This is a genomic window from Azotosporobacter soli (genome assembly GCF_030542965.1).
In the GTDB taxonomy this organism is placed as follows: Bacteria; Bacillota; Negativicutes; order SG130; family SG130; genus Azotosporobacter; species Azotosporobacter soli.
In genome coordinates, this window is sequence record NZ_JAUAOA010000002.1 from 195,029 (window position 1) to 214,784 (window position 19,756).

A 19,756-nucleotide genomic window follows, 5' to 3' on the forward strand; every position below is an offset into this window, starting at 1 on the left:
TATTATTCCAATTTCCCCTGCTCTTTTCGTTCCGCTAATTGCAAAAGCAATAAAAAAAAGAGCCCCGAAGGGCTCTGTTTTGCTAAATCTTAACGACCTTTGCTGAAGCAATCGCGGCAGTATACCGGACGATCGCTGCTCGGACGGAAAGGCACTTGGGTGTTCACACCGCAAGCGGCGCAAACGACATCATGCATTTCACGTTGACGGCCAGCGTCGCCACCAGTGCGTTGCTTGCGAGCTGCACGGCAAGTCGGGCAACGGCCCGGCTCATTAGCGAAACCTTTTTCAGCGTAGAACGCTTGTTCGGATGCGGAGAAAATGAATTCCACACCACACTCTTTACAGGTCATTGTTTTGTCTTCGTACATGTTCAAACTCCTCCTCAGGACAAATATTGGGCCAGAACGGTTTGGAGTCCACTACGTCCCATGCCAAGGACTTCTCTTGAGCAGGAGCATAAGTTAGCTCGCGAAACCAATTTTCATGGCTACACCTCTAGTATATCTATTTTTATATAAATGTAAAGAGGAAAAATTCTGTATAAACAACGCTCCAAAATTCACAAAACAAATGGATTTTATTCCACTTCCAGTGTACATTCGCGTTGTCGAATATTTTTCAGCGCCTTCGCTGCTCCTACGGATCGGAACTGCAAAAGAGCATAAAAAACACGCGGAGACGATTGTCATTCGCGTGTTCACACTTCTTATTGCTTTTCGAACTGATCCTTGCCAACGCCACAGAGAGGGCAGACCCAGTTATCAGGAATATCGGCAAATTTGGTTCCCGCTGCAATACCGCTGTCCGGATCGCCGACCTCTTCGTCATAGACATAGCCGCATACTACACATACCCATTTTTCCATTTGCTTCGCTCCTCTTCATTTTTTTACTGGCTCCATTTTACCATAATCAATAAACATTCGCAACTAACATTCTGTATCTTTTTCTACCAGTTGCGATTGGAACCGCCTCCGCCACCGCTGCCGCCGCCAAATCCATCGGAGCCTCCGCCGCTTCCGCCACCGCCGCCTCGGCGTCCCATCGTTAGAATCAGGATGATCAGCGACGTGATATTGCCGCCCAAAAACAGCCAGTCAATCAAAAGCAAGCCGATCAGGCCAAGCGCAGCCAAGACCTTGACCCAGGTCGGCAGATCATCGAACCAGTTTGCGGAGTGTTTGGCCGGCGCGGTTTGCGTGCCGCCGGCCTTTAGATCCACGTTGTATTCTTTCGCCACAACCGTCGTCAGCACCTGATAGCCATTGACGATTCCGGCTTCATATTTTCCCTGCTTAAAGAACGGCACCATGCTTTCGTCCTGGATCCGCCCTGTCTTGCCATCCGGCAATGCGCCTTCCAGACCATAGCCTACTTCAATGCGCGATACCCGATCCTGAACCGCGACCAGCATCACGACGCCATTATTCAACGTCTTATCGCCGACGCCCCATTGACGCAAGATCGCAAGTCCGAATTCATCCGGATTTGCGCCGTCCAGTGTCGGAACCGTCACGACAATGACCTGCGCCTTCGTTTGCGAAGCAAGCTTCGCACCTAGTGAACGGATGCGCCCCTTCGCTTCTTCTCCCAATACGCCGGCATAGTCCTGTACGTAAATGCTGGATGTCGGACGCGGCGGAATCGGCGTTTCCGCTCCCGCCGCACCGGCCCAACTCATCAGCAAAAGCAGGAGAAGCAAGGCAGACAACCATCGTTTCATATCCATCGCCCCTCTATCTACCCTTTTGGACGGCAGATCTTCGCTTTCTAAAATAATAAAAGCAAAGCATATTTTTTCAACACGAAGCTGGGAAGGGGCAGATAATATCTGCCCTGTTGAAGAAGCGCTTCGCCTCTAAAAAGTCTTCCGTTCTTCCTTCACGCTTTGTGTCTTCGTGTTAAAAACTTATCCTTATCGCATCGTTAAAACTTAACCTGCGGCACTGCTTTGGCAGCTTCGTCCGCTTTGAAGTATTCTTTCTGCGTAAAACCGAATGCGCCTGCAAAGATGCTGGTCGGCAAGGATTTTATCTTCGTATTGTAGACCTGCACCGCATCGTTATAATCTTTGCGTGCTACCGCGATTCTGTTTTCTGTGCCGGCCAGTTCATCCATCAGTTGTTTGAAGCTGGCATCCGCTTTCAGGTTCGGATAATTTTCCGCCACCATCAGCAAACGGCTAAGCGCGCCGTTCATGTCGCTGTTGGCTTGCGCCTTGGCTGCAGGGCCTTGGGCGCCCGCTAATTTGGCACGCGCATCCGAAACAGCCTGAATTGCGGCCTGTTCATGCGCCGCATAGCCTTTTACCGTATTGACCAGATTCGGAATCAGATCGCCGCGTCGCTGCAGCTGATTTTCAATCTGACTCCATTTCCCGTTAACGCTTTCGTTCATGCCGACCAGACCGTTATAGCTGGAAAAAGCGCCTATAGCGATCACCGCGACTAAAGCCAGGACTATCCACAATGCTTTATTGTTCATTTTAAATTCCTCCTTAGATGCTGTGCCTTATTGCACAGAATTCCCTTTCATTGTACTACGACTCGAAGCAACTTGTCACGCGAAGATGAGACTCAGGCGGATTGTCTCGTAGCTATTGGCTTAGGGCTCCTGGCTCAAAAAGCTTCTAGCCGTTCTGCCCGTCCTGCCATTAACCATTCTTTTATTAACCATCCTGCCGCCGTTGCTCCGTAGCGCGAAAGAAATTCTGCATCTCTTCCGCGGCCTTGCGGTTCATGCCGGGAACAGCGCACAGCTGTTCGAGCGTCGCCGCGCGCATTTCCTCGATGCTGGCAAACGCCTGCCAGAGCGCCTGCCTTCGTTTCGGCCCAATGCCTTCGATATGATCGAGTACGGAGGCGACATTACGCTTGCTGCGCAATTTACGGTGATAAGTGATCGCGAAACGATGCGCCTCGTCGCGAATGCGCTGCACAAGGTACATCGCCGCCGATTCCTTCGGCAGGATGACAGGCTCGCTTTCGCCTTCGCGAAAGATATGTTCGAATTCTTTCGCCAGTCCAACGACCGGTATCTGATAATGTCCCGCAGCGCGAATGATTTCAAGCGCCGAGGAAAGCTGGCCCTTACCGCCGTCGATGATGATCAGATCCGGCAAGTCCTTCGGCGTACCGCTGTAGCGACGGCCGACGACTTCGCGCATCGAATTGAAATCATCCGGTTTGCCGTCCTGGCTTGCCAGCCTGAATTTTCGGTAGGCGGCCTTATGCGGTCGTCCGCCTTGGAAGACAACCATCGATGCCACCGTTTCCGCGCCCTGGATATGGGAAATATCGAAACACTCGATGCGCTGCGGCGCTTCGCTCAGGCCGATCGCATCGGCAAGCTGTTCGATCGCCCCGTCTTCCAACCTGATCTTGGCGGCGAGGCGCAGATTCTCCGCCGCCAAAACGGTGGATGCGTTATCCGCAGCCATTGTCACTAAATCTCGTTTGCTGCCGCGTTGCGGCACCAATAGTTCAACCTTGCCTTCGCGTAGTCCGCCCAGCCAACCAGCAATCAACTCCGCCTCCGGCAGTGCAGTCGGTAATAATATTTCCCGGGGAATAAATGCGGCCTGACTATAATATTGCTTGAGAAAAGCCGTCAAAACATCAGCCTGTTCTTCATCCAATCCCGCTCCCGTCAAAAGGAAATGATCGCGCCCCACCAATTTGCCGCTGCGAATAAAAAACACCTGTACGCAACTGCCATTTTCACTTTGCGCAATACCGATCACATCCTGATCGCCTGCACCGGTCACACCGTTATTCCGTGCGGTAATCTGCTCGACCGCCGCCAACTGGTCACGAAAGCGGGCGGCGCGTTCGAACTCCATCGCCTCCGCCGCTTCGGCCATACGCCGTTTCAACTCACGCGCCAGCGTATCGCTGCGACCTTCCAGAAGCAAACAGACATCCTGCACCATCTGACGATAGGGCGCCGCTTCAACGAATCCCGCGCAAGGGCCCAGGCAACGCTTAATGTGATACTCCAAACAAGGACGACGCTGTTCAAGCGTCCGGCAGCTGCGCAACGGAAACATCTTGCGCAACAGTTTTATCGTTTCATGCACCGCGCCGGCGCTGGTATACGGCCCGAAATAGCGCGCGCCGTCCTTCGCCACGCGCCGCGCAACGTATAGACGCGGGAATTCCTCCTGCAGACTGACTTTGATATACGGGTAGGTCTTGTCGTCGCGCAGACTGATATTGTATTTGGGCCGATGCTGCTTGATCAGATTGCATTCCAGGATCAACGCTTCCACTTCGCTGCCGGTCACGATATATTCGAGATCTTCAATCCGACTGACCATCGCTTTCACTTTAGGCGAGTGATTCTTATGCGATTGAAAGTAGGAACGCACACGGTTTTTCAGAACAACGGCTTTGCCGACATAGATGATATGACCGCCGCGATCCTTCATCAGATAAACGCCTGGTTTTTCCGGCAGATGTTGCAATTTTTCTTTGATTTTTTCTCTGATTTCTTCGTCCATCCTGCTCGTCCTTTCTTCCTTTCACTGTCAAACACCTACTCTTAGTATCTGCCTATAACGAATCGCTTGCAAGCCTTGTTTTCATTGCTTTCTGACAACTCGTTGTTCTTTGTATACATTGACATTATCGGTTGTGGAATCGCTTTTCCTATACTATAATGAAAACTATTAGTTTATTTTTTAACACAGTAAAAATTTTTGCTGATGCAAATGGGGGGTCTACTTCGATGTTCAAACGACTACTAATCGCCAACCGCGGCGAAATTGCGGTCAGAATCATCCGGGCCTGTCAGGAGCTGGAAATCGAAACCGTTGCAGTTTATTCCGACGTGGATGCGGAAGCCTTGCATGTAAAGCTGGCTGATCAGGCATATCACATCGGTCCGGCGGATCCGGCCAAGAGCTACCTGAACATGGACGCAATCATCATGGCGGCAAAAGCAGCCAAGGCAGAGGCCATTCATCCCGGTTACGGCTTTCTCTCGGAAAGCGCCGAATTTGCTGAAAAGGTCACGAACTCCGGACTGATTTTTGTCGGTCCGCACGCAGAAACCATCCGCCAGGTAGGCAACAAGGACGCGGCCCGCGAAGCGATGCGCAGCGCCGGTTTGCCGATGACGGTCGGCAGTGAGCCGATCAGCAGCGCCGATCACGCCTGCCGTATGGCGGAAGAAATCGGTTACCCCGTCATCTTAAAACCCATTTCCGGCGGCGGCGGCAAATCGATGTACGTCGCACAATCGCAGGCCGAATTATTATCCGCTTTGGTAAAAGTTGACGTCAGTCATAAAGGTTTCTACCTGGAAACTTATATTTCGGAAGCCCGCCACATTGAAGTGCAGATTATGGCCGACAACTTCGGCAATGTCCTGCATGTCGGCGAACGCGAATGTTCCTTGCAGCGACGCAACCAAAAGATCCTTGAAGAATCACCGTCCAGCGCCCTGACGCCGGAAATGCGTCACAAGGTCGGCGCACTTGCGATTCGTGCGGCGAAAAGTATCCATTACACCAATCTCGGTACAGTCGAATTCTTACTTGACGTACGCACCGGAAAATTCTACTTCATGGAAATCAATCCGCGCATCCAGGTGGAACACGCGGTCACCGAAATGGTGACCGGCATCGACCTGGTTCGCCGTCAGATCCGCATTGCGGCCGGTGAACCGTTAAATAAGAAACAGGAAGACATCGATTTTATCGGTCACGCGATCGAATGCCGCATCAATGCGGAAGATCCAGAAAATGAATTCCGTCCGTCGCCCGGTTTGATCGACTTTTACCATCAACCCGGCGGCCCCCGTGTTCGCGTGGATAGCGGAGTTTGCGCCGGTGAGACCGTGCAGCCCTACTACGATCCGATGATCGCCAAAGTCATCGCACACGGGCGCACCCGCGGCGACGCGATCAAGATCATGCGCCGCGCCCTCTCCGAATTCCGTCTCTCCGGCATCAAGACGAATATCGGCTTTCATTTGGAAGTCCTGAATAACTCCCATTTCTGCAGCGGCAATATCGATACGCAGTTCATCTATAAGCGGATGACCCCAGCCAAAGACAGCTCCCCTGCAGAAGCGGAAGAAAAACTGATCCATCATCACAGATAGGTTATCAAAAGCGACCGCCGCTAGGTGGTCGCTTTTTTATGGAGTTACGATTCAACACGAAGAGGGGAAGAGCTGAAGAATTAAAGAAATTCAAACCTCTCCTTTTCTTCTTTTTCTTCTTTTCTTCGTGTTAAAACTCCACCTTTTTCACCCTTTATTCTTTTATCCCTTTCGCCAGGACCGGCGCGAGGTATTGGCCGGTGTAGGACTGTTTCACTTTTACGACCTGTTCCGGCGTGCCTTTCGCGACGATCATACCGCCGCCGCTGCCGCCTTCCGGCCCGAGATCGATGATGTAGTCCGCCGTCTTGATCACGTCGAGATTGTGTTCGATCACGACCACCGTATCTCCGCCGTCCACCAGACGCTGCAGCACTTCCAGCAGCTTGTGGATGTCCGCGGTATGCAGGCCGGTCGTCGGCTCGTCGAGAATATAGAGCGTCTTGCCGGTACTGCGTCGCGCCAGTTCCGTGGCCAGCTTGACGCGCTGCGCCTCGCCGCCCGACAGCGTCGTCGCCGGCTGGCCCAGCTTGATATAGCCCAGTCCTACGTCCTGCAGCACCTGTAGCTTGCGGTGGATCTTCGGTATGTTCTGAAAGAATTCTACGCCATCGGAGACTACCATGTCCAGCACTTGTGAAATCGTCTTGCCTTTATAATGAACCTCCAGCGTTTCACGATTATAGCGCGCGCCCTTGCAAACTTCGCACGGCACGTAGACGTCGGGCAGAAAATGCATTTCAATCTTAATGATGCCGTCGCCGCGGCAGGCTTCGCAACGGCCGCCTTTGACGTTGAAGCTGAAGCGACCCGGCTTGTAACCGCGCATCTTTGCTTCCGGCGTCTGGCTAAACAGTTCACGAATCGAATCAAACAAGCCGGTGTACGTTGCCGGATTGGAGCGCGGCGTGCGCCCGATCGGCGATTGGTCGATGTCAATGATCTTGTCGACATGCTCCAGGCCCCGGATGTCGTCATGCGCACCGGCGCGCAGGCGGCTTTCGCGCTGCAGACGATTCGCCAGCCCCTTATAGAGGATCTCATTGACCAGCGTACTTTTGCCCGAACCGGACACGCCGGTCACCGCAGTAAAGACGCCCAGCGGAAATTTCACATTGATCGAACGCAGGTTGTTTTCCCGCGCTTTCCTCACTTCCAAATAGTTCCCTGTACCGCTGCGCCGTTTCAAAGGCACGGGAATATAACGCTTGCCGTTCAAATATTGTCCGGTGATCGACTCCGGCGTCCGGCAGATCTCATCGACCGTTCCCTGCGCCACCACCTGCCCTCCGGCCGCTCCGGCCGCCGGGCCGATGTCAATGATCTGATCGGCCGCATACATCGTGTCTTCATCGTGCTCGACCACCAGCAACGTATTGCCGATGTCGCGCAGATGTTTCAGCGTCGCCAGCAAACGATTGTTGTCACGCTGGTGCAGGCCGATGCTCGGCTCATCAAGAATATAAAGCACGCCGACCAGGCCGGAACCGATCTGGGTCGCGAGACGGATCCGCTGCGCTTCGCCGCCGGACAGCGTTCCGGCCGCCCGATCAAGAGTCAGGTACTCCAGGCCGACATTCAGTAAGAAGCCCAGTCTGGCATTGATTTCTTTCAAAATCTGCTGCGCGATTTTCTGTTCGCGCTCCGTCAGCTCCAGGCCGTCCAAAAACGCCTTTGCCTCGGCAATCGTCAGACAGGTGTATTGGTAGATATCCTGACCGCCGATCTTCACCGCCAGCGCCTCCGGTTTGAGACGCGCTCCGCCGCAGGCCGGGCAGGGACTGGATGTCATATAAGCCTCGATGTCCTCGCGCGACCAGTCCGAACTGGTTTCCATATAGCGGCGGTTCAACATCGGGATCACGCCTTCGAACGGCGTATGATACATTTTGTTGTCGCCGTACATGTTCTCATATTGGAAGGAGAAGCGTCGATTGCCGGAACCGTGCAGAATCAATTTCTGCAGTTCCTCCGGCAACTCATTCCAGGTGACTTCGAGACCATAGCCATGTTCTTTCATCACCGCTTCCAACTGGCACATGAAATAAGAATTCATATTTTTGCTGAGCGGCGCGATCGCGCCGTCCTGCAACTCTTTCTCCCCATCCGGTACCACCAGCTCGGGATCCAGTTCCATGTTGCTGCCGAGTCCGGTACAGACCGGACAGGCGCCAAATGGGCTGTTGAAAGAAAAAAGGCGCGGCGCAATTTCCGGCAGACTGATGCCGCACTCCACACAGGCAAAATTTTGGCTGAAGACCAGTTCCTTGCCGCCGACCACATCGACGCCAACGACTCCTTCGCCCAGTTGCAGCGCCGTTTCCAGCGAATCGGCCAAACGGGTTTCCATGCCTTCCTTGACCACCAGCCGATCGACAACGACTTCGATCGTATGCTTCTTGTTTTTTTCTAAAGTAATCTCTTCGTTGACGTCGAGCACCTGACCATCGACCCGCACTCTGGCAAAGCCCTGCTTGCGAATGTCGGCCAGGATTTTTTGGTGTTCGCCTTTTTTGCCCCGCACAACGGCCGCCAATAAAATGATCCGACTGTCCGACGGCAGTGCGGTGATTTGATCGACCATCTGTTCTACGGTCTGCTGACTGATCGCTTTGCCGCAGGTCGGACAATGCGGCCGCCCGGCCCGAGCGTACAAGAGGCGCAGATAATCATAAATTTCCGTAACCGTGCCGACCGTGGAACGCGGATTGCGGCTGGTCGTCTTTTGATCGATCGAAATAGCCGGCGATAAGCCTTCGATGTAATCGACATCCGGTTTGTCCATCTGTCCGAGAAATTGACGGGCATATGCCGAGAGCGATTCGACATAGCGTCGCTGCCCTTCGGCATAAATCGTGTCAAAGGCCAATGACGATTTTCCGGAACCGCTGAGTCCGGTAATGACAACCAGCTTATCGCGTGGTATTTCCAGATCGATATTTTTTAAATTATGCTGCCTGGCGCCTTTAATGATGATATTTTCCTGCACAACCATTTCCTTCTTTCTCATTTAGGATGCGACGGATTTTTAACACGAAGATGGGAAGTGAAAAATAAAGAATAGAAGAAATGCATTTTTATTTCTTCGTGCCTTTTGATTTTCTTCGTCTCTTCGTGTTAAAATCCCCATTACTTTTTCCGCTTTCCAGTCGCCTTTTTCTTTACAGTTCCTGCCGCGCCGAGGCGTTGGCGCAGTTCCAGTATCATGTCGCGCAGCTCGGCCGCGCGTTCGAATTCCAATTTACGCGACGCTTCGCGCATTTCTTTATCCCAAGCCGCAATCAAATCTTCCATTTCGTCGCGGCTCATCGTTTCCACCCGGCCGCTATGATAGGACACGCTTTCCTCGGCCACTTTGGTCGTTTCAATCAATTCCTTGACCTTCTTGATGATGCTCTTCGGTTCGATGCCGTTCAGTCGGTTGTATTCCATCTGCACTTCACGCCGCCGTTTCGTCTCTTCCATCGCCCGCGCCATCGAATCCGTTATCTTGTCGGCATACATGATGACGCGTCCTTCGACGTGACGCGCCGCGCGGCCGACCGTCTGAATCAGCGACGTGTCGGAACGCAGGAAGCCTTCCTTATCAGCATCGAGAATCGCCACCAGACTGACCTCCGGCAAATCGAGGCCTTCGCGCAGCAGATTGATGCCGACCAGGACATCGAATTCGCCGGCCCGCAGATCACGGATGATTTCCACCCGTTCAATCGTCGCGATATCGGAATGCAGGTAACGCACGCGAATGCCCATTTCCTTCAAATATTCGGTCAGATGTTCCGCCATTTTCTTCGTCAGCGTCGTGACAAGCACGCGCTGGTCGTTGGCGCTGCGTCGTTTGATTTCAGCGAGCAAATCATCCATTTGGCCGGGAATCGGGCGGATTTCAATTTCGGGATCGACCAGTCCGGTCGGACGGATGATTTGCTGTACGACCTGGCCGTGAGCCTCTTCCATTTCAAACTTGGCCGGCGTAGCCGAGACATAGACGACCTGATTCACGCGCTCCTGAAACTCCGGAAACGTGAACGGCCGGTTGTCATAGGCCGACGGCAGACGAAAGCCGTTTTCGACCAGCGCGGTCTTGCGCGCCCGGTCCCCCGCATACATCGCGCGGATCTGCGGCAGCGTGACATGCGACTCATCCATCAAGATCAAGAAATCATCGGGGAAATAATCGATCAGCGTAAACGGCGGATCGCCGGCCTTGCGTCCGGTCAAATGTCTTGAATAATTTTCAATGCCGGAACAATAGCCCATTTCCAGCATCATTTCCAAATCATAGCGCGTCCGTTGCTCGATGCGCTGCGCCTCAAGCAGCTTGCCCTGGCTGCGAAACGAAGCCAGCTGTTCCGCCAGTTCGCTTTCTATATCTGTAGCCGCGCGCAGCAGGTTTTCTCGCGACGTGACATAGTGAGACGCCGGATAAATCGCGATATGCTTGCGCTCCGTCAAGATCTGACCGGTCAGGACATCCACTTCCAAAATCCGTTCGATCTCATCGCCGAACCATTCGACGCGCAGCGCCCGCTCGCCGTAAGCAGCCGGAAAAATTTCGACCACATCTCCGCGTACGCGGAACTTGCCACGGACAAAATTGACGTCGTTGCGTTCATATTGAATCGCGATCAATTTACGCAGGACCGAATCGCGGTCGCGCATCTGTCCCTGGCGCAGCGACAGTACCTGGTCGCGGTATTCTTCCGGCGAACCGAGGCCGTAAATGCAGGATACGCTGGCTACGATGATTACATCGCGGCGTTCGAAGAGCGAACTGGTCGCGGAGTGACGCAGCTTATCGATTTCATCGTTGATCGACGCATCTTTTTCAATATAGGTATCCGTCTGCGCGATATACGCTTCCGGCTGATAATAATCATAGTAACTGACGAAATACTCGACCGCATTATTCGGAAAGAATTCCTTGAACTCGCTGGCCAGCTGCGCGGCCAGCGTTTTATTGTGCGCGATGACGAGCGTCGGACGCTGCACCGCTTCGACCAGTTTAGCCATCGCAAACGTCTTACCGGTTCCGGTCGCGCCAAGCAAAACCTGGCAACGCTCGCCACGCTCAACGCCGGCCGTCAGCTGCCGAATCGCTTCCGGCTGGTCGCCGGTCGGAACGAACGGCGCTTCGACACGAAAAGGAATTCCGCCCTCGCGGGTTATCGTATTCAACTTTGGTACCGTTGCCATAATTGCACCTCATATCACGAACAATTTTCCATTGATAGATATTATATGATATATCCTGTCAAAAACCAAGTTGTTTTTGCTCAAGAAAAACGTGCCGTGGTTTTGACGCGAAGAGGGAAAGAGACTATTTTCTTCTTTTTTTCGTGGTGAAATCAAAACTTTCGCTGCAGCCAATTCCAAGCCTTATTCAGCAGACTGGACTGCGCTAGAGTCAGATACGCGCCGACCGGGCGATTGGGTACGAGCAGCAGGCCGAGCGCCGTCAGATCCGACGACCAGGTCTGCCGGATGCTGAAAACCCGGCCTTCGCGCAAGATCAAAAGTTCCTGCGGCCACTGCGCTGAAAGCGTCAGCGCAAGAAAGAAATCGTCCCTCGAATGCAGCGAAAGATCATCCACCGCCAAAATAACGTCTTCGCGCCGCAAACCGGCACGACTTGCCAGGCTGCCCGGCACGACATCCAGGATCAGCACGCCGCGCTGCGCCGGTGCGTAACGCGCTTCGCCCTTCAGTTCACGACGCATCTGCCACTGCACCATGCCTTCGTGTCCGAGCGGAGCCAAGAGCGCCGCCGGCCAAGCAAAAACTGGCCATTTTAACGAAAGCAGCGCCAAAGCAAGCAGGCTGACGCTATAAAGCACAAGCTGCGCGGCCGCGCGTCGCCCGCGTTCTTCCGGCGGACAAACGAGCGCCAGATCGCCATAGCCCAGCGCGGCAACAACCGGTAAGAGCAAATAGGTCAACTGTTCCGGCGGCGCCAACGCCGCGGGGAAAACAGGCCACCACGCAGGCATCGCCAGTGTGCCGCTCAGCACCTGCGTCTCCTGCAGCGGAACTGCCAGTAAAAGCGCCAACGGCAGCGGCCAAAAATTGAGTAGACTAAAGCCGCCGACAATTCCGTTCTTACCCTGAACGAGAACCGGCAGAAAACTGTCCTGCCCGCTCGCATAAATCAACAAACCTTCGGTCAGGTGAAGCACCGCGACCAGTGCAACGAGCTGCGCAACATCGACGTCCGGCCAGCCGGTGATCAGATGACAAAGGGCAATCAGGCCGCCCGCATAAGCAAAACAAAGCAGACGCAGATCGATCAGCAGAAGTGCGATCGCGACCGGCCAGATATAAGCGAGTCCCAAGCGACCAAGATCGATGCCGATCAGCGCAATGACCAGGCTGGCAAGAATACCGCCCGCGCTGCCCAAGAGCAGCGCGCGCAACGTGTGACGCCAGACCTGAAAACCGGAGAGACCGAACATCAGCCGTTGCTGTTTGGCGCTGCGCCGCTGCTGCAGCCAGACAAAGAAGATGATCAGCCAAAAGACCGGCTGCAGATAAACCGCTCCAACCGTAAAAAGAATCATCGCACCCAGAGAGTATAACACTTCCATCGTCACGCCCCCCTTTTTTCTCTAAAGGGTTTCACGCACCAAACATATGTTCCTCATATTATATCATAAACTTCTCTATAACAAAACAGCTGATGCGGCATTCCTCTGCCGCATCAGCTGTTTTTATCATTGCACCGCCGACGCGCCCTGCGCCAGCTTCATTTTTAAAACGTCGATCGCCTTCTCTAAGACAAGGTCATTCTGCCCCGCTTCCTTGCCGCCTTCGACCGGGATGTCGGGTTCGATGCCGACGCCGTTGATCGAACGGTCTTTCGGCGTCAGATATTTGGCAATCGTCAGTTTGACGGCGCCGCCGTTAATCAGCATCGGTTTAATCGTCTGCACCGAGCCTTTGCCGTACGTCTTGCTGCCGACCAACACGCCGACGCCCGTATCCTGCAGCGCTCCGGCAACGATTTCCGAGGCGCTTGCGCTGCCGCCGTTAACCAGTACCGCGACGCTGTACTTGGCGTCCTGCAGCGTCGAAGAATGCACTTCACGCTGTCCGTCGCGCGTCACGACCGAGACGATCGGGCCTTTCGGCACCATTTTTCCGGCCACTTTTACCGACTGATCGAGCAGTCCGCCCGGATTATCGCGCAAATCGAGAACCAGCGCCTTCATACCAGCCTGCTCAAGTTCACGGAATTTGGCATCAAAATCGGCGCCGGTATGTTCATTGAACATCGAGATGCGGATATAGCCCAAGTCACCCGACAGCATTTTTCCCGCCACCGTCTTGATTTCAATCTTCGCTCGAGTCAGCGTATACTCTTTCGGCTCTTCTTCGCCGCGCCGCACGGTCAAGACAACTTTCGTCCCTTCGTCGCCGCGAATCTTACCGACCGCTTCGTCGAGCGCCATGTCTTTGGTGTCTTTGCCGTCAATGCGCAGCACCTGGTCGCCGCTCTTGATGCCGGCCTTTTCGCCCGGTGTTCCTTCAATCGGCGCGACAACGGTCAGCATCTTGTCCTTGACGCCGATCACAACGCCGATTCCGCCAAAGGAACCATTGGTCTCGAGCAGAAATTCCTTATACATTTTTTCATCCATATACAGGGAATGCGGATCGCCGAGCGATTTAACCATGCCCTGGATCGCACCCTGCACCAGCATTTCACTCTGCACCGGCTCCACATACTGCGTGCGCAGCATCTTCATCGTCCGCTGCAGACGAAGCACCGCGCCAAAATCGCCGGTATCGAGCCCCATCAAATAAAGCATGCCGCCCACCGTGCCGGTCATCGTCAAAAACACCAAAAGAATCGCGCTGATAATGAGTTTGCTGCGTTTCAATCCATCCACCTCAATTATAGTAAAATAGGGTGCCCAAGCGGGCACCCTGCTCTTCGATCTACGGCAAATAGCCAGTGGGATCCACCGGCGAACCGCCTTGGCGAACCTCGAAATGCACATGGGGTCCGGTGGAATAGCCGGTCGAACCGGCACGGGCAATCATCTGTCCTTTCGACACCGCCTGCCCCTCGCTGACGACCAGTTCCGAATTATGACCATACAGCGTCTGTAAGCCATTGCTGTGTTCAATGATGACCGCCTTACCATAACCGCCGAGCCAGTCGGCATGTACGACTACGCCGCCATCGGCCGCCACTACCGTATCGCCATAATCGGCGGCGATATCGAGACCGCTATGGAAACGGGCGCTGCCGAAGACCGGATGCGTCCGCCAGCCGAACGGCGATGTGATTTCCCCGTTAATCGGCCACATCATTGAACCGCTGCTGACCGCCGGACCTTTCTTCCCGCCGCCGTTTTGACGGTTGCGCAGCATCTGCTCGATGCGCCGCGACGTATCCATCAGCTCATTATACGCCTGTTCGGCGATTTCCTTTTCGCCGACCGCCATATTGAGCATTTCTTTTTGTTCATTGCGGCGCGCTTCGATGATCTTTTTCCGCTCATCGGCCGCACGCTTCAATTCCAGGATGACGGCCCGATCCTGTTCGAGCTCTTCCTTCTTCTGCATGACCAATTGACGTTCGGCTTTGACCTTGACGATCAGCTCCACGTCGCGGTTGATGACGCGTTTCAATAAGTCCATCCGGGTGGTAAAATCGCCAAAATCGCTCGCACCGAGCAATACGTCAAGATAGCTCAGCTGACCGTTTTGATAAATATCCCGGATCCGCTTGTCAAGCACCTTGCTCCGCTCTGCCAGACGGCCTTCCGCCTGGACGAGAATGACTTTGTTCGCTTCGATCTGGCTTTCGGTCTGGCTCAGTTGGGCCTGAATGCTTTTGTATTCCTTCTGCGCGGTTTCCAAATCGGATTGTATGCCCTGCAGCCTTCCCGATACGCTATTCACCTTTTCCTGCGCCTGCGCCGCCTTGTTCTGTTGCGACTGCATTTGCTGCTGAACCTGCTGGTGCTGCTCTTCAAGCTCATTCGCCAACACCGGCGCAACGAGTCCGCTCAGCATCGCTCCGGTCACTAAAATCGCCGCATAATTTCGGAATTTCAAATCCTCATCCCTCCTGTCCTTACCTCTTAGCTCTTAATCCTTAGCCGCAAATTATACATCCATAAAGCGCCGCAGCGAAATCGTGCTGCCCAGCGCGCCGATGCCGGTACCTAAGAGAACCAGCACTACACTCAGATTCGTAATAAACGGGTATTTCGGAATCAACGGCAAAAATGCCAGCGAATCATGCACCTGGTTGACTAGCGCTCCATACGTCTGGTTTAAAAGAAGCACCGCCAACAGTGCGCCGCCAAAGCCAAGCATCATCCCTTCGATCAAGAACGGCCAGCGGATGAACCAGTCGGTCGCGCCGACATATTTCATGATGCCGATCTCGCGCCGTCTGGCAAAAACCGTCAGGCGAATCGTATTCGAGATGATGAACAGCGCCGCCAGCGCCAGGAAGATGATCAAAACCAGGCCAAAAATCCGGATCATTTTCGTCAGCGTGAACAGCTGTTCCACCACGTCCTGACCGAATTTGGCGTTTTCGACGCCCTTCAGCTGGCCGATCGCCTGCGCCACCGGTTTGACGCGCTCCGGCTGCTCGACCTTTACTTCAAACGCATTCGGCAGCGGGTTTCCGTCGCCCAAAGCATTCAGCAAGCCTTTTTGATCGCCTAAACGATCCTTGAAGCGTTTCATCGCTTCATCTTTGGTGACAAACGTCACCTGAACGACGCCCGGTAATTTGCTGATCCGCGTTCCGACTTCGCGCATTTCGAGATCGCTTTGATTATCCTGAAGAAAGACCGATATCTGAACCTGCGATTCCAGGTTGGAGGCCATGTTGTTCAGATTCAGCACCATCACGAGGAACATGCCGAGAATCAAAAGCGACAAGGCCACTGTGCTGATCGAGGCGAAACTCATCAGGCTGTTGCGTTTTAACGAGACCACCGCATCTTTGATGAAATATTCCCAGGTACTAATCTTCATAGCCGTATAGTCCTCCCGTCTGGTCACGGACAATGCGGCCCTTTTCAATCGCAATGACCCGTTTGCGCATCGCATCCACGACGGTTTTATCATGGGTCGCCATGACCATCGTGGTGCCGTCCTTGTTGATCCGTTCGAATATCTTCATGATTTCCCAGGACGTTTCCGGATCCAGATTGCCGGTCGGTTCGTCGGCAATCACGATCGCCGGTTTGTTGACGATCGCCCGTGCAATCGCGACGCGCTGCTGTTCGCCGCCGGAGAGTTCGGTCGGGAAATGTTTCGTCTTGTGACGCAAGCCGACCAAATCGAGCACATGATAGACCCGTTTTTGAATTTCGCGGCGCGGCGCTTCAATAACCTGCATCGCAAACGCGACATTTTCATAAATGGTCTTTTTCGGCAGCAGACGATAATCCTGAAAGACGATACCGAGACTGCGGCGCAGAAAAGGAACATCTTCATTCGCCAGTTCACTGACGTTGCGTCCGTTAACAATCAGATGACCGCGCGTCGGCAACTCTTCGCGAAACAACAATTTAATAAAGGTTGATTTTCCCGCGCCGCTCGGCCCGACGACAAAAAGAAAATCGCCGCGCGGAATCGTGATGTTAATATCGGACAAGGCTACCGAGCCATTGTCATAAATCTTAGTTACGCCATCCATTTCAATCAAAGTTTTGCCACTCCCACCGTGAAAAATCGTAATAAACTATCCTGTTTTAAGTTAGACGCCGATCGAAAAATCCCTTTATTTTTAATAAAATTATTAGCTCGTGGCTAGGGAGGCTATGAGCTTATGGCTTATGGCTCAAAGCGGTCCTGCCCGTTCCGCCATGCGCCATCTGCCCGTTTTCCCCTTTGCCTTTGCGGTCGAATCCGTTCAACCGCAAAGGCAAAGGGCGGTGTGCGACCACCGCCCTGATCCAACGACGCTATGCCTTGCGGCTGATCGCCTTTTTTGCTGCGGCTACGATATCGTTAGCCGTCAAGCCGTATTTCACCAGCAAATCGCCGGGCGTACCCGATTCGCCAAAGGTGTCTTTTACGCCAACCCGTTCCATCGGCGCCGGCGTGGTTTCCGCCAATACTTCAGCCACGGCGCTGCCGAGACCGCCAATCACGCTGTGTTCCTCGCAGCTCACCAGCGCGCCGGTTTCTTTGGCCGCTTTCGCAATCGCGTCGCGGTCAATCGGTTTGATCGTATGGATATTCAGCACGCGCGCGCTAATGCCTTCTTCAGCCAAGGTCTTGGCCGCTTCGAGCGCCGCCGAGACCATGATTCCGGTAGCCGCCAGCGTGACATCCTTGCCGTCAGCCAATTGCAGCGCTTTGCCGTGCGCAAACTGATAGCCTTCGCCAACCACATCCGGCACAGCCATGCGGCCGAGGCGGAGATAAACCGGTCCGTTATGCTTTGCGGCAAATTCGACCGCCTGACGAGTTTCTTCGGCGTCAGCCGGTACGATGACCGTCATGTTCGGCAGACTGCGCATCAGCGAAATATCCTCGATCGATTGATGCGATGCACCGTCCTCGCCGACCGTCAGACCCGCATGCGTCGCCGCCACTTTGACGTTCAGCTTCGGATAGCAAATTGAGTTGCGCACTTGCTCAAACGCACGACCGGTTGCAAACATGGCAAAGGTGGATACGAATGGAATCTTGCCGCTGGCAGCCAGGCCCGCCGCAATCCCCATCATATTCTGCTCGGCAATGCCGACATTGATGAATCGATCCGGATGCGCTTTCGCAAATACAACCGTCTTCGTTGATTTAGACAGGTCGGCATCCAATACCACTACCGCCTGATTCTTGTCGCCCAGTTCTTTCAGGCTGTCGCCGTATGCTTCACGTGTAGCTAATTTTCCCATGATTCACACCTCCCCTTAGTCGTCCAAATCTTCGAGTTCTTGAATGAACAATTCGCATTCCTGCTGGCTCGGCGCTTTGCCATGCCAGTCGACTGCGTTTTCCATCTTGCAAACGCCTTTACCCTTGACGGTCTTCGCGACGATGACCGTCGGACGGCCTTTATGCGCTTTGGCTTCCTGCAGTGCGGCATAAATCGCCTGATGATCGTGTCCGTCAATCTGCAGCACATTCCAGCCGAACGCCTGCCATTTTTCCGGAATCGGCAGCGGCGACATGACTTGTTCGATCGGTCCGTCAATTTGCAAACCGTTGAAATCGACAAAGGCGGTCAGATTGTCCAATTTATAATGCGCGGCAAACATGGCTGCTTCCCAGACCATGCCTTCCTGCAGTTCACCGTCGCCGAGCACGGCGTATACACGGCTGCTGCGGCCATCCATGCGTGCGGCCAGCGCCATGCCGGAAGCAGCGCTGAGACCCTGTCCGAGCGAACCAGTCGACATGTCGATGCCCGGCAAATCCTTGATGCTCGGATGTCCCTGCATCCGGCTGTTGATCTTACGCAGCGTCAGAAGTTCCTCTTCGGGGAAAAAGCCTTTCGCTGCCAATGTTGCATATAGCACCGGAGCGGCATGTCCTTTGGACAATACGAAGCGATCCCGTAAAGGATCCTGTGGATTCTTGGCATCCACCTTCATCTCCGCAAAATATAAGGTGGCCAAAATGTCGGTAGCGGAAAGAGAACCGCCAGGGTGACCGGATTTTGCTTCGCTGACCATAGCGATGATATTCCGGCGGATGACCCGGGCCTTAGCCTGCAGGTCGCTGATCTGTTCCGGCGTAAGTTTGTCTGCCATCATTAAATCCTCCTTGTCTCTTTTACTGCTGTATTTCTACCATCTATGGACGCACTTCCTATTTTATCGGCGTCTCTTTGAATCCTTCGCCCAAGACTTCATGTGCATCCGCCACGATGACAAACGCCTTGGGATCCAGTTGATAGACAATTTCTTTCAGCTGGCTGATTTCGCCCTGTCCGACGACGCTCAGCAGCATTTCCCGTTGATCGCCTGTATAACCGCCGCGCGCCTGCCAATAGGTCACGCCGCGATCCATCTGTTCGATGATCATATCGCCGACTTCCTGCGGCTTGTTGGAAACGACGAAGAACGCCTTCGCCGTAGTCGGTCCTTCCTGGACAAGATCAATGATTTGCGCGCAGACAAAAATCGAAATTAATGCATAAAGCGCCAGTTCCGGACTTTGAAAGACGACGCCGGCAAAGACGATGACGCCGAAATCCGACATCAAAAGAGCCTGCCCGATTCGAATGCCAAAGACCTTGTTCAAAATCGCCGCCATCAGCGCGGTTCCTGCAGTATTGCCTTTGAAACGGAAAATAAGGCCGCAGCCAACACCGCCCACAACGCCGCCATAGAGCGAAGCCAGCAGTAAGTCATGCGTCATCACCGGCGTATACGGCGCGGTCACGTCAATGATGATCGAGAGCATCGCCGCGCCGTAGAGCGTGTTCATACCGTAACGCGCGCCGAGGATCTTTACGCCGATCAAGAATAACGGGATGTTAAAGACCAGCATCACGACGCCGACCGGCCAGCCGGTCAGATGATAAAGTACGGTCGCCAAGCCGCTGATGCCGCCTGCAGCGACCTTGTTGGGAATAAGGAACATGTTCAAACTGACGGCCAAAAGAAAAATCCCCACCGTCATGCCGATATAATCTTTCACTACTAATTTTTTCATGC

General features: G+C 53.9%; 16 protein-coding genes. 1 reads left to right on the forward strand and 15 read right to left on the reverse strand.

Translation table 11 applies throughout. The annotated features are described in order from the left end of the window. Positions 1 to 89: 89 nt before the first annotated feature. The 5 genes from QTL79_RS02870 to uvrC form a co-directional block, all read right to left on the reverse strand. The gene (locus QTL79_RS02870) at positions 90 to 371 is read right to left on the reverse strand and encodes a zinc-ribbon domain containing protein (protein ID WP_346353430.1); all 282 of its coding nucleotides are present in this window, start codon (positions 369 to 371) and stop codon (positions 90 to 92) included. Positions 372 to 709: 338 nt separating this feature from the next. Next, positions 710 to 868, reverse strand: a complete 159-nt coding sequence (gene rd, locus QTL79_RS02875) for a rubredoxin (protein WP_346353431.1) — start codon at positions 866 to 868, stop codon at positions 710 to 712. Between the two features lie 83 nt (positions 869 to 951). After that, on the reverse strand, positions 952 to 1,725 hold the full coding sequence (locus tag QTL79_RS02880; RefSeq protein ID WP_346353432.1) for a TPM domain-containing protein: 774 nt from the start codon (positions 1,723 to 1,725) through the stop codon (positions 952 to 954). A 203-nt stretch (positions 1,726 to 1,928) separates the two neighbouring features. Beyond that, positions 1,929 to 2,486, reverse strand: coding sequence for a LemA family protein (locus tag QTL79_RS02885; RefSeq protein ID WP_346353433.1), 558 nt, complete (start codon positions 2,484 to 2,486; stop codon positions 1,929 to 1,931). A 184-nt stretch (positions 2,487 to 2,670) separates the two neighbouring features. Further along, on the reverse strand, positions 2,671 to 4,491 hold the full coding sequence (uvrC, locus tag QTL79_RS02890; RefSeq protein ID WP_346353628.1) for an excinuclease ABC subunit UvrC: 1,821 nt from the start codon (positions 4,489 to 4,491) through the stop codon (positions 2,671 to 2,673). A gap of 239 nt (positions 4,492 to 4,730) precedes the next feature. On the opposite strand from uvrC, the gene QTL79_RS02895 reads away from it, so the two are divergent. Next, a complete protein-coding gene (locus QTL79_RS02895; protein ID WP_346353434.1) occupies positions 4,731 to 6,110 on the forward strand; it encodes an acetyl-CoA carboxylase biotin carboxylase subunit in 1,380 nt (459 codons plus the stop codon). Positions 6,111 to 6,264: 154 nt separating this feature from the next. On the opposite strand, the gene uvrA is transcribed toward QTL79_RS02895, so the two are convergent. The 10 genes from uvrA to QTL79_RS02945 all read right to left on the reverse strand — a co-directional run bounded on the left by uvrA (position 6,265) and on the right by QTL79_RS02945 (position 19,754). Then, entirely contained in the window at positions 6,265 to 9,099 is a 2,835-nt protein-coding gene (gene uvrA / locus QTL79_RS02900) for an excinuclease ABC subunit UvrA (RefSeq protein ID WP_346353435.1), read from the reverse strand. A gap of 140 nt (positions 9,100 to 9,239) precedes the next feature. After that, positions 9,240 to 11,306, reverse strand: a complete 2,067-nt coding sequence (gene uvrB / locus QTL79_RS02905; protein ID WP_346353436.1) for an excinuclease ABC subunit UvrB — start codon at positions 11,304 to 11,306, stop codon at positions 9,240 to 9,242. A gap of 152 nt (positions 11,307 to 11,458) precedes the next feature. Beyond that, positions 11,459 to 12,694 carry a PDZ domain-containing protein gene (locus QTL79_RS02910; RefSeq protein WP_346353437.1) on the reverse strand — a complete coding sequence of 412 codons (1,236 nt, stop codon included), beginning with the start codon at positions 12,692 to 12,694 and terminating at the stop codon, positions 11,459 to 11,461. A gap of 126 nt (positions 12,695 to 12,820) precedes the next feature. Beyond that, positions 12,821 to 13,990 (reverse strand): S41 family peptidase, encoded by a 1,170-nt coding sequence (locus tag QTL79_RS02915; protein ID WP_346353438.1) that lies wholly within the window; start codon positions 13,988 to 13,990, stop codon positions 12,821 to 12,823. Positions 13,991 to 14,048: 58 nt separating this feature from the next. Next, complete coding sequence (locus QTL79_RS02920) at positions 14,049 to 15,176, reverse strand: murein hydrolase activator EnvC family protein (protein WP_346353439.1); 1,128 nt, start codon at positions 15,174 to 15,176, stop codon at positions 14,049 to 14,051. Between the two features lie 51 nt (positions 15,177 to 15,227). Further along, positions 15,228 to 16,115 (reverse strand): permease-like cell division protein FtsX, encoded by an 888-nt coding sequence (gene ftsX, locus QTL79_RS02925; RefSeq protein ID WP_346353440.1) that lies wholly within the window; start codon positions 16,113 to 16,115, stop codon positions 15,228 to 15,230. After that, positions 16,105 to 16,791, reverse strand: coding sequence for a cell division ATP-binding protein FtsE (gene ftsE, locus QTL79_RS02930; protein WP_346353441.1), 687 nt, complete (start codon positions 16,789 to 16,791; stop codon positions 16,105 to 16,107). Before ftsE ends, ftsX begins: the two co-directional genes overlap by 11 nt. A gap of 259 nt (positions 16,792 to 17,050) precedes the next feature. After that, positions 17,051 to 17,989: a transketolase family protein gene (locus tag QTL79_RS02935; RefSeq protein WP_346353442.1), complete on the reverse strand. Its 939-nt coding sequence runs from the start codon at positions 17,987 to 17,989 to the stop codon at positions 17,051 to 17,053. Between the two features lie 15 nt (positions 17,990 to 18,004). Further along, complete coding sequence (locus tag QTL79_RS02940; RefSeq protein ID WP_346353629.1) at positions 18,005 to 18,847, reverse strand: transketolase; 843 nt, start codon at positions 18,845 to 18,847, stop codon at positions 18,005 to 18,007. Positions 18,848 to 18,905: 58 nt separating this feature from the next. Continuing rightward, positions 18,906 to 19,754 carry a YitT family protein gene (locus QTL79_RS02945; RefSeq protein WP_346353443.1) on the reverse strand — a complete coding sequence of 283 codons (849 nt, stop codon included), beginning with the start codon at positions 19,752 to 19,754 and terminating at the stop codon, positions 18,906 to 18,908. Between the last annotated feature and the right edge of the window lie 2 nt (positions 19,755 to 19,756).

Coding starts and splice junctions, on each gene's coding strand:
- QTL79_RS02935 (WP_346353442.1), bottom strand. CDS start 17,989: ATGGGAAAATTAGCTACACGTGAAGCATACGGCGACAGCCTGAAAGAA.
- rd (WP_346353431.1), bottom strand. CDS start 868: ATGGAAAAATGGGTATGTGTAGTATGCGGCTATGTCTATGACGAAGAG.
- QTL79_RS02885 (WP_346353433.1), bottom strand. CDS start 2,486: ATGAACAATAAAGCATTGTGGATAGTCCTGGCTTTAGTCGCGGTGATC.
- uvrB (WP_346353436.1), bottom strand. CDS start 11,306: ATGGCAACGGTACCAAAGTTGAATACGATAACCCGCGAGGGCGGAATT.
- QTL79_RS02870 (WP_346353430.1), bottom strand. CDS start 371: ATGTACGAAGACAAAACAATGACCTGTAAAGAGTGTGGTGTGGAATTC.
- ftsX (WP_346353440.1), bottom strand. CDS start 16,115: ATGAAGATTAGTACCTGGGAATATTTCATCAAAGATGCGGTGGTCTCG.
- QTL79_RS02940 (WP_346353629.1), bottom strand. CDS start 18,847: ATGGCAGACAAACTTACGCCGGAACAGATCAGCGACCTGCAGGCTAAG.
- QTL79_RS02880 (WP_346353432.1), bottom strand. CDS start 1,725: ATGAAACGATGGTTGTCTGCCTTGCTTCTCCTGCTTTTGCTGATGAGT.
- QTL79_RS02895 (WP_346353434.1), top strand. CDS start 4,731: ATGTTCAAACGACTACTAATCGCCAACCGCGGCGAAATTGCGGTCAGA.
- QTL79_RS02945 (WP_346353443.1), bottom strand. CDS start 19,754: ATGAAAAAATTAGTAGTGAAAGATTATATCGGCATGACGGTGGGGATT.
- QTL79_RS02910 (WP_346353437.1), bottom strand. CDS start 12,694: ATGGAAGTGTTATACTCTCTGGGTGCGATGATTCTTTTTACGGTTGGA.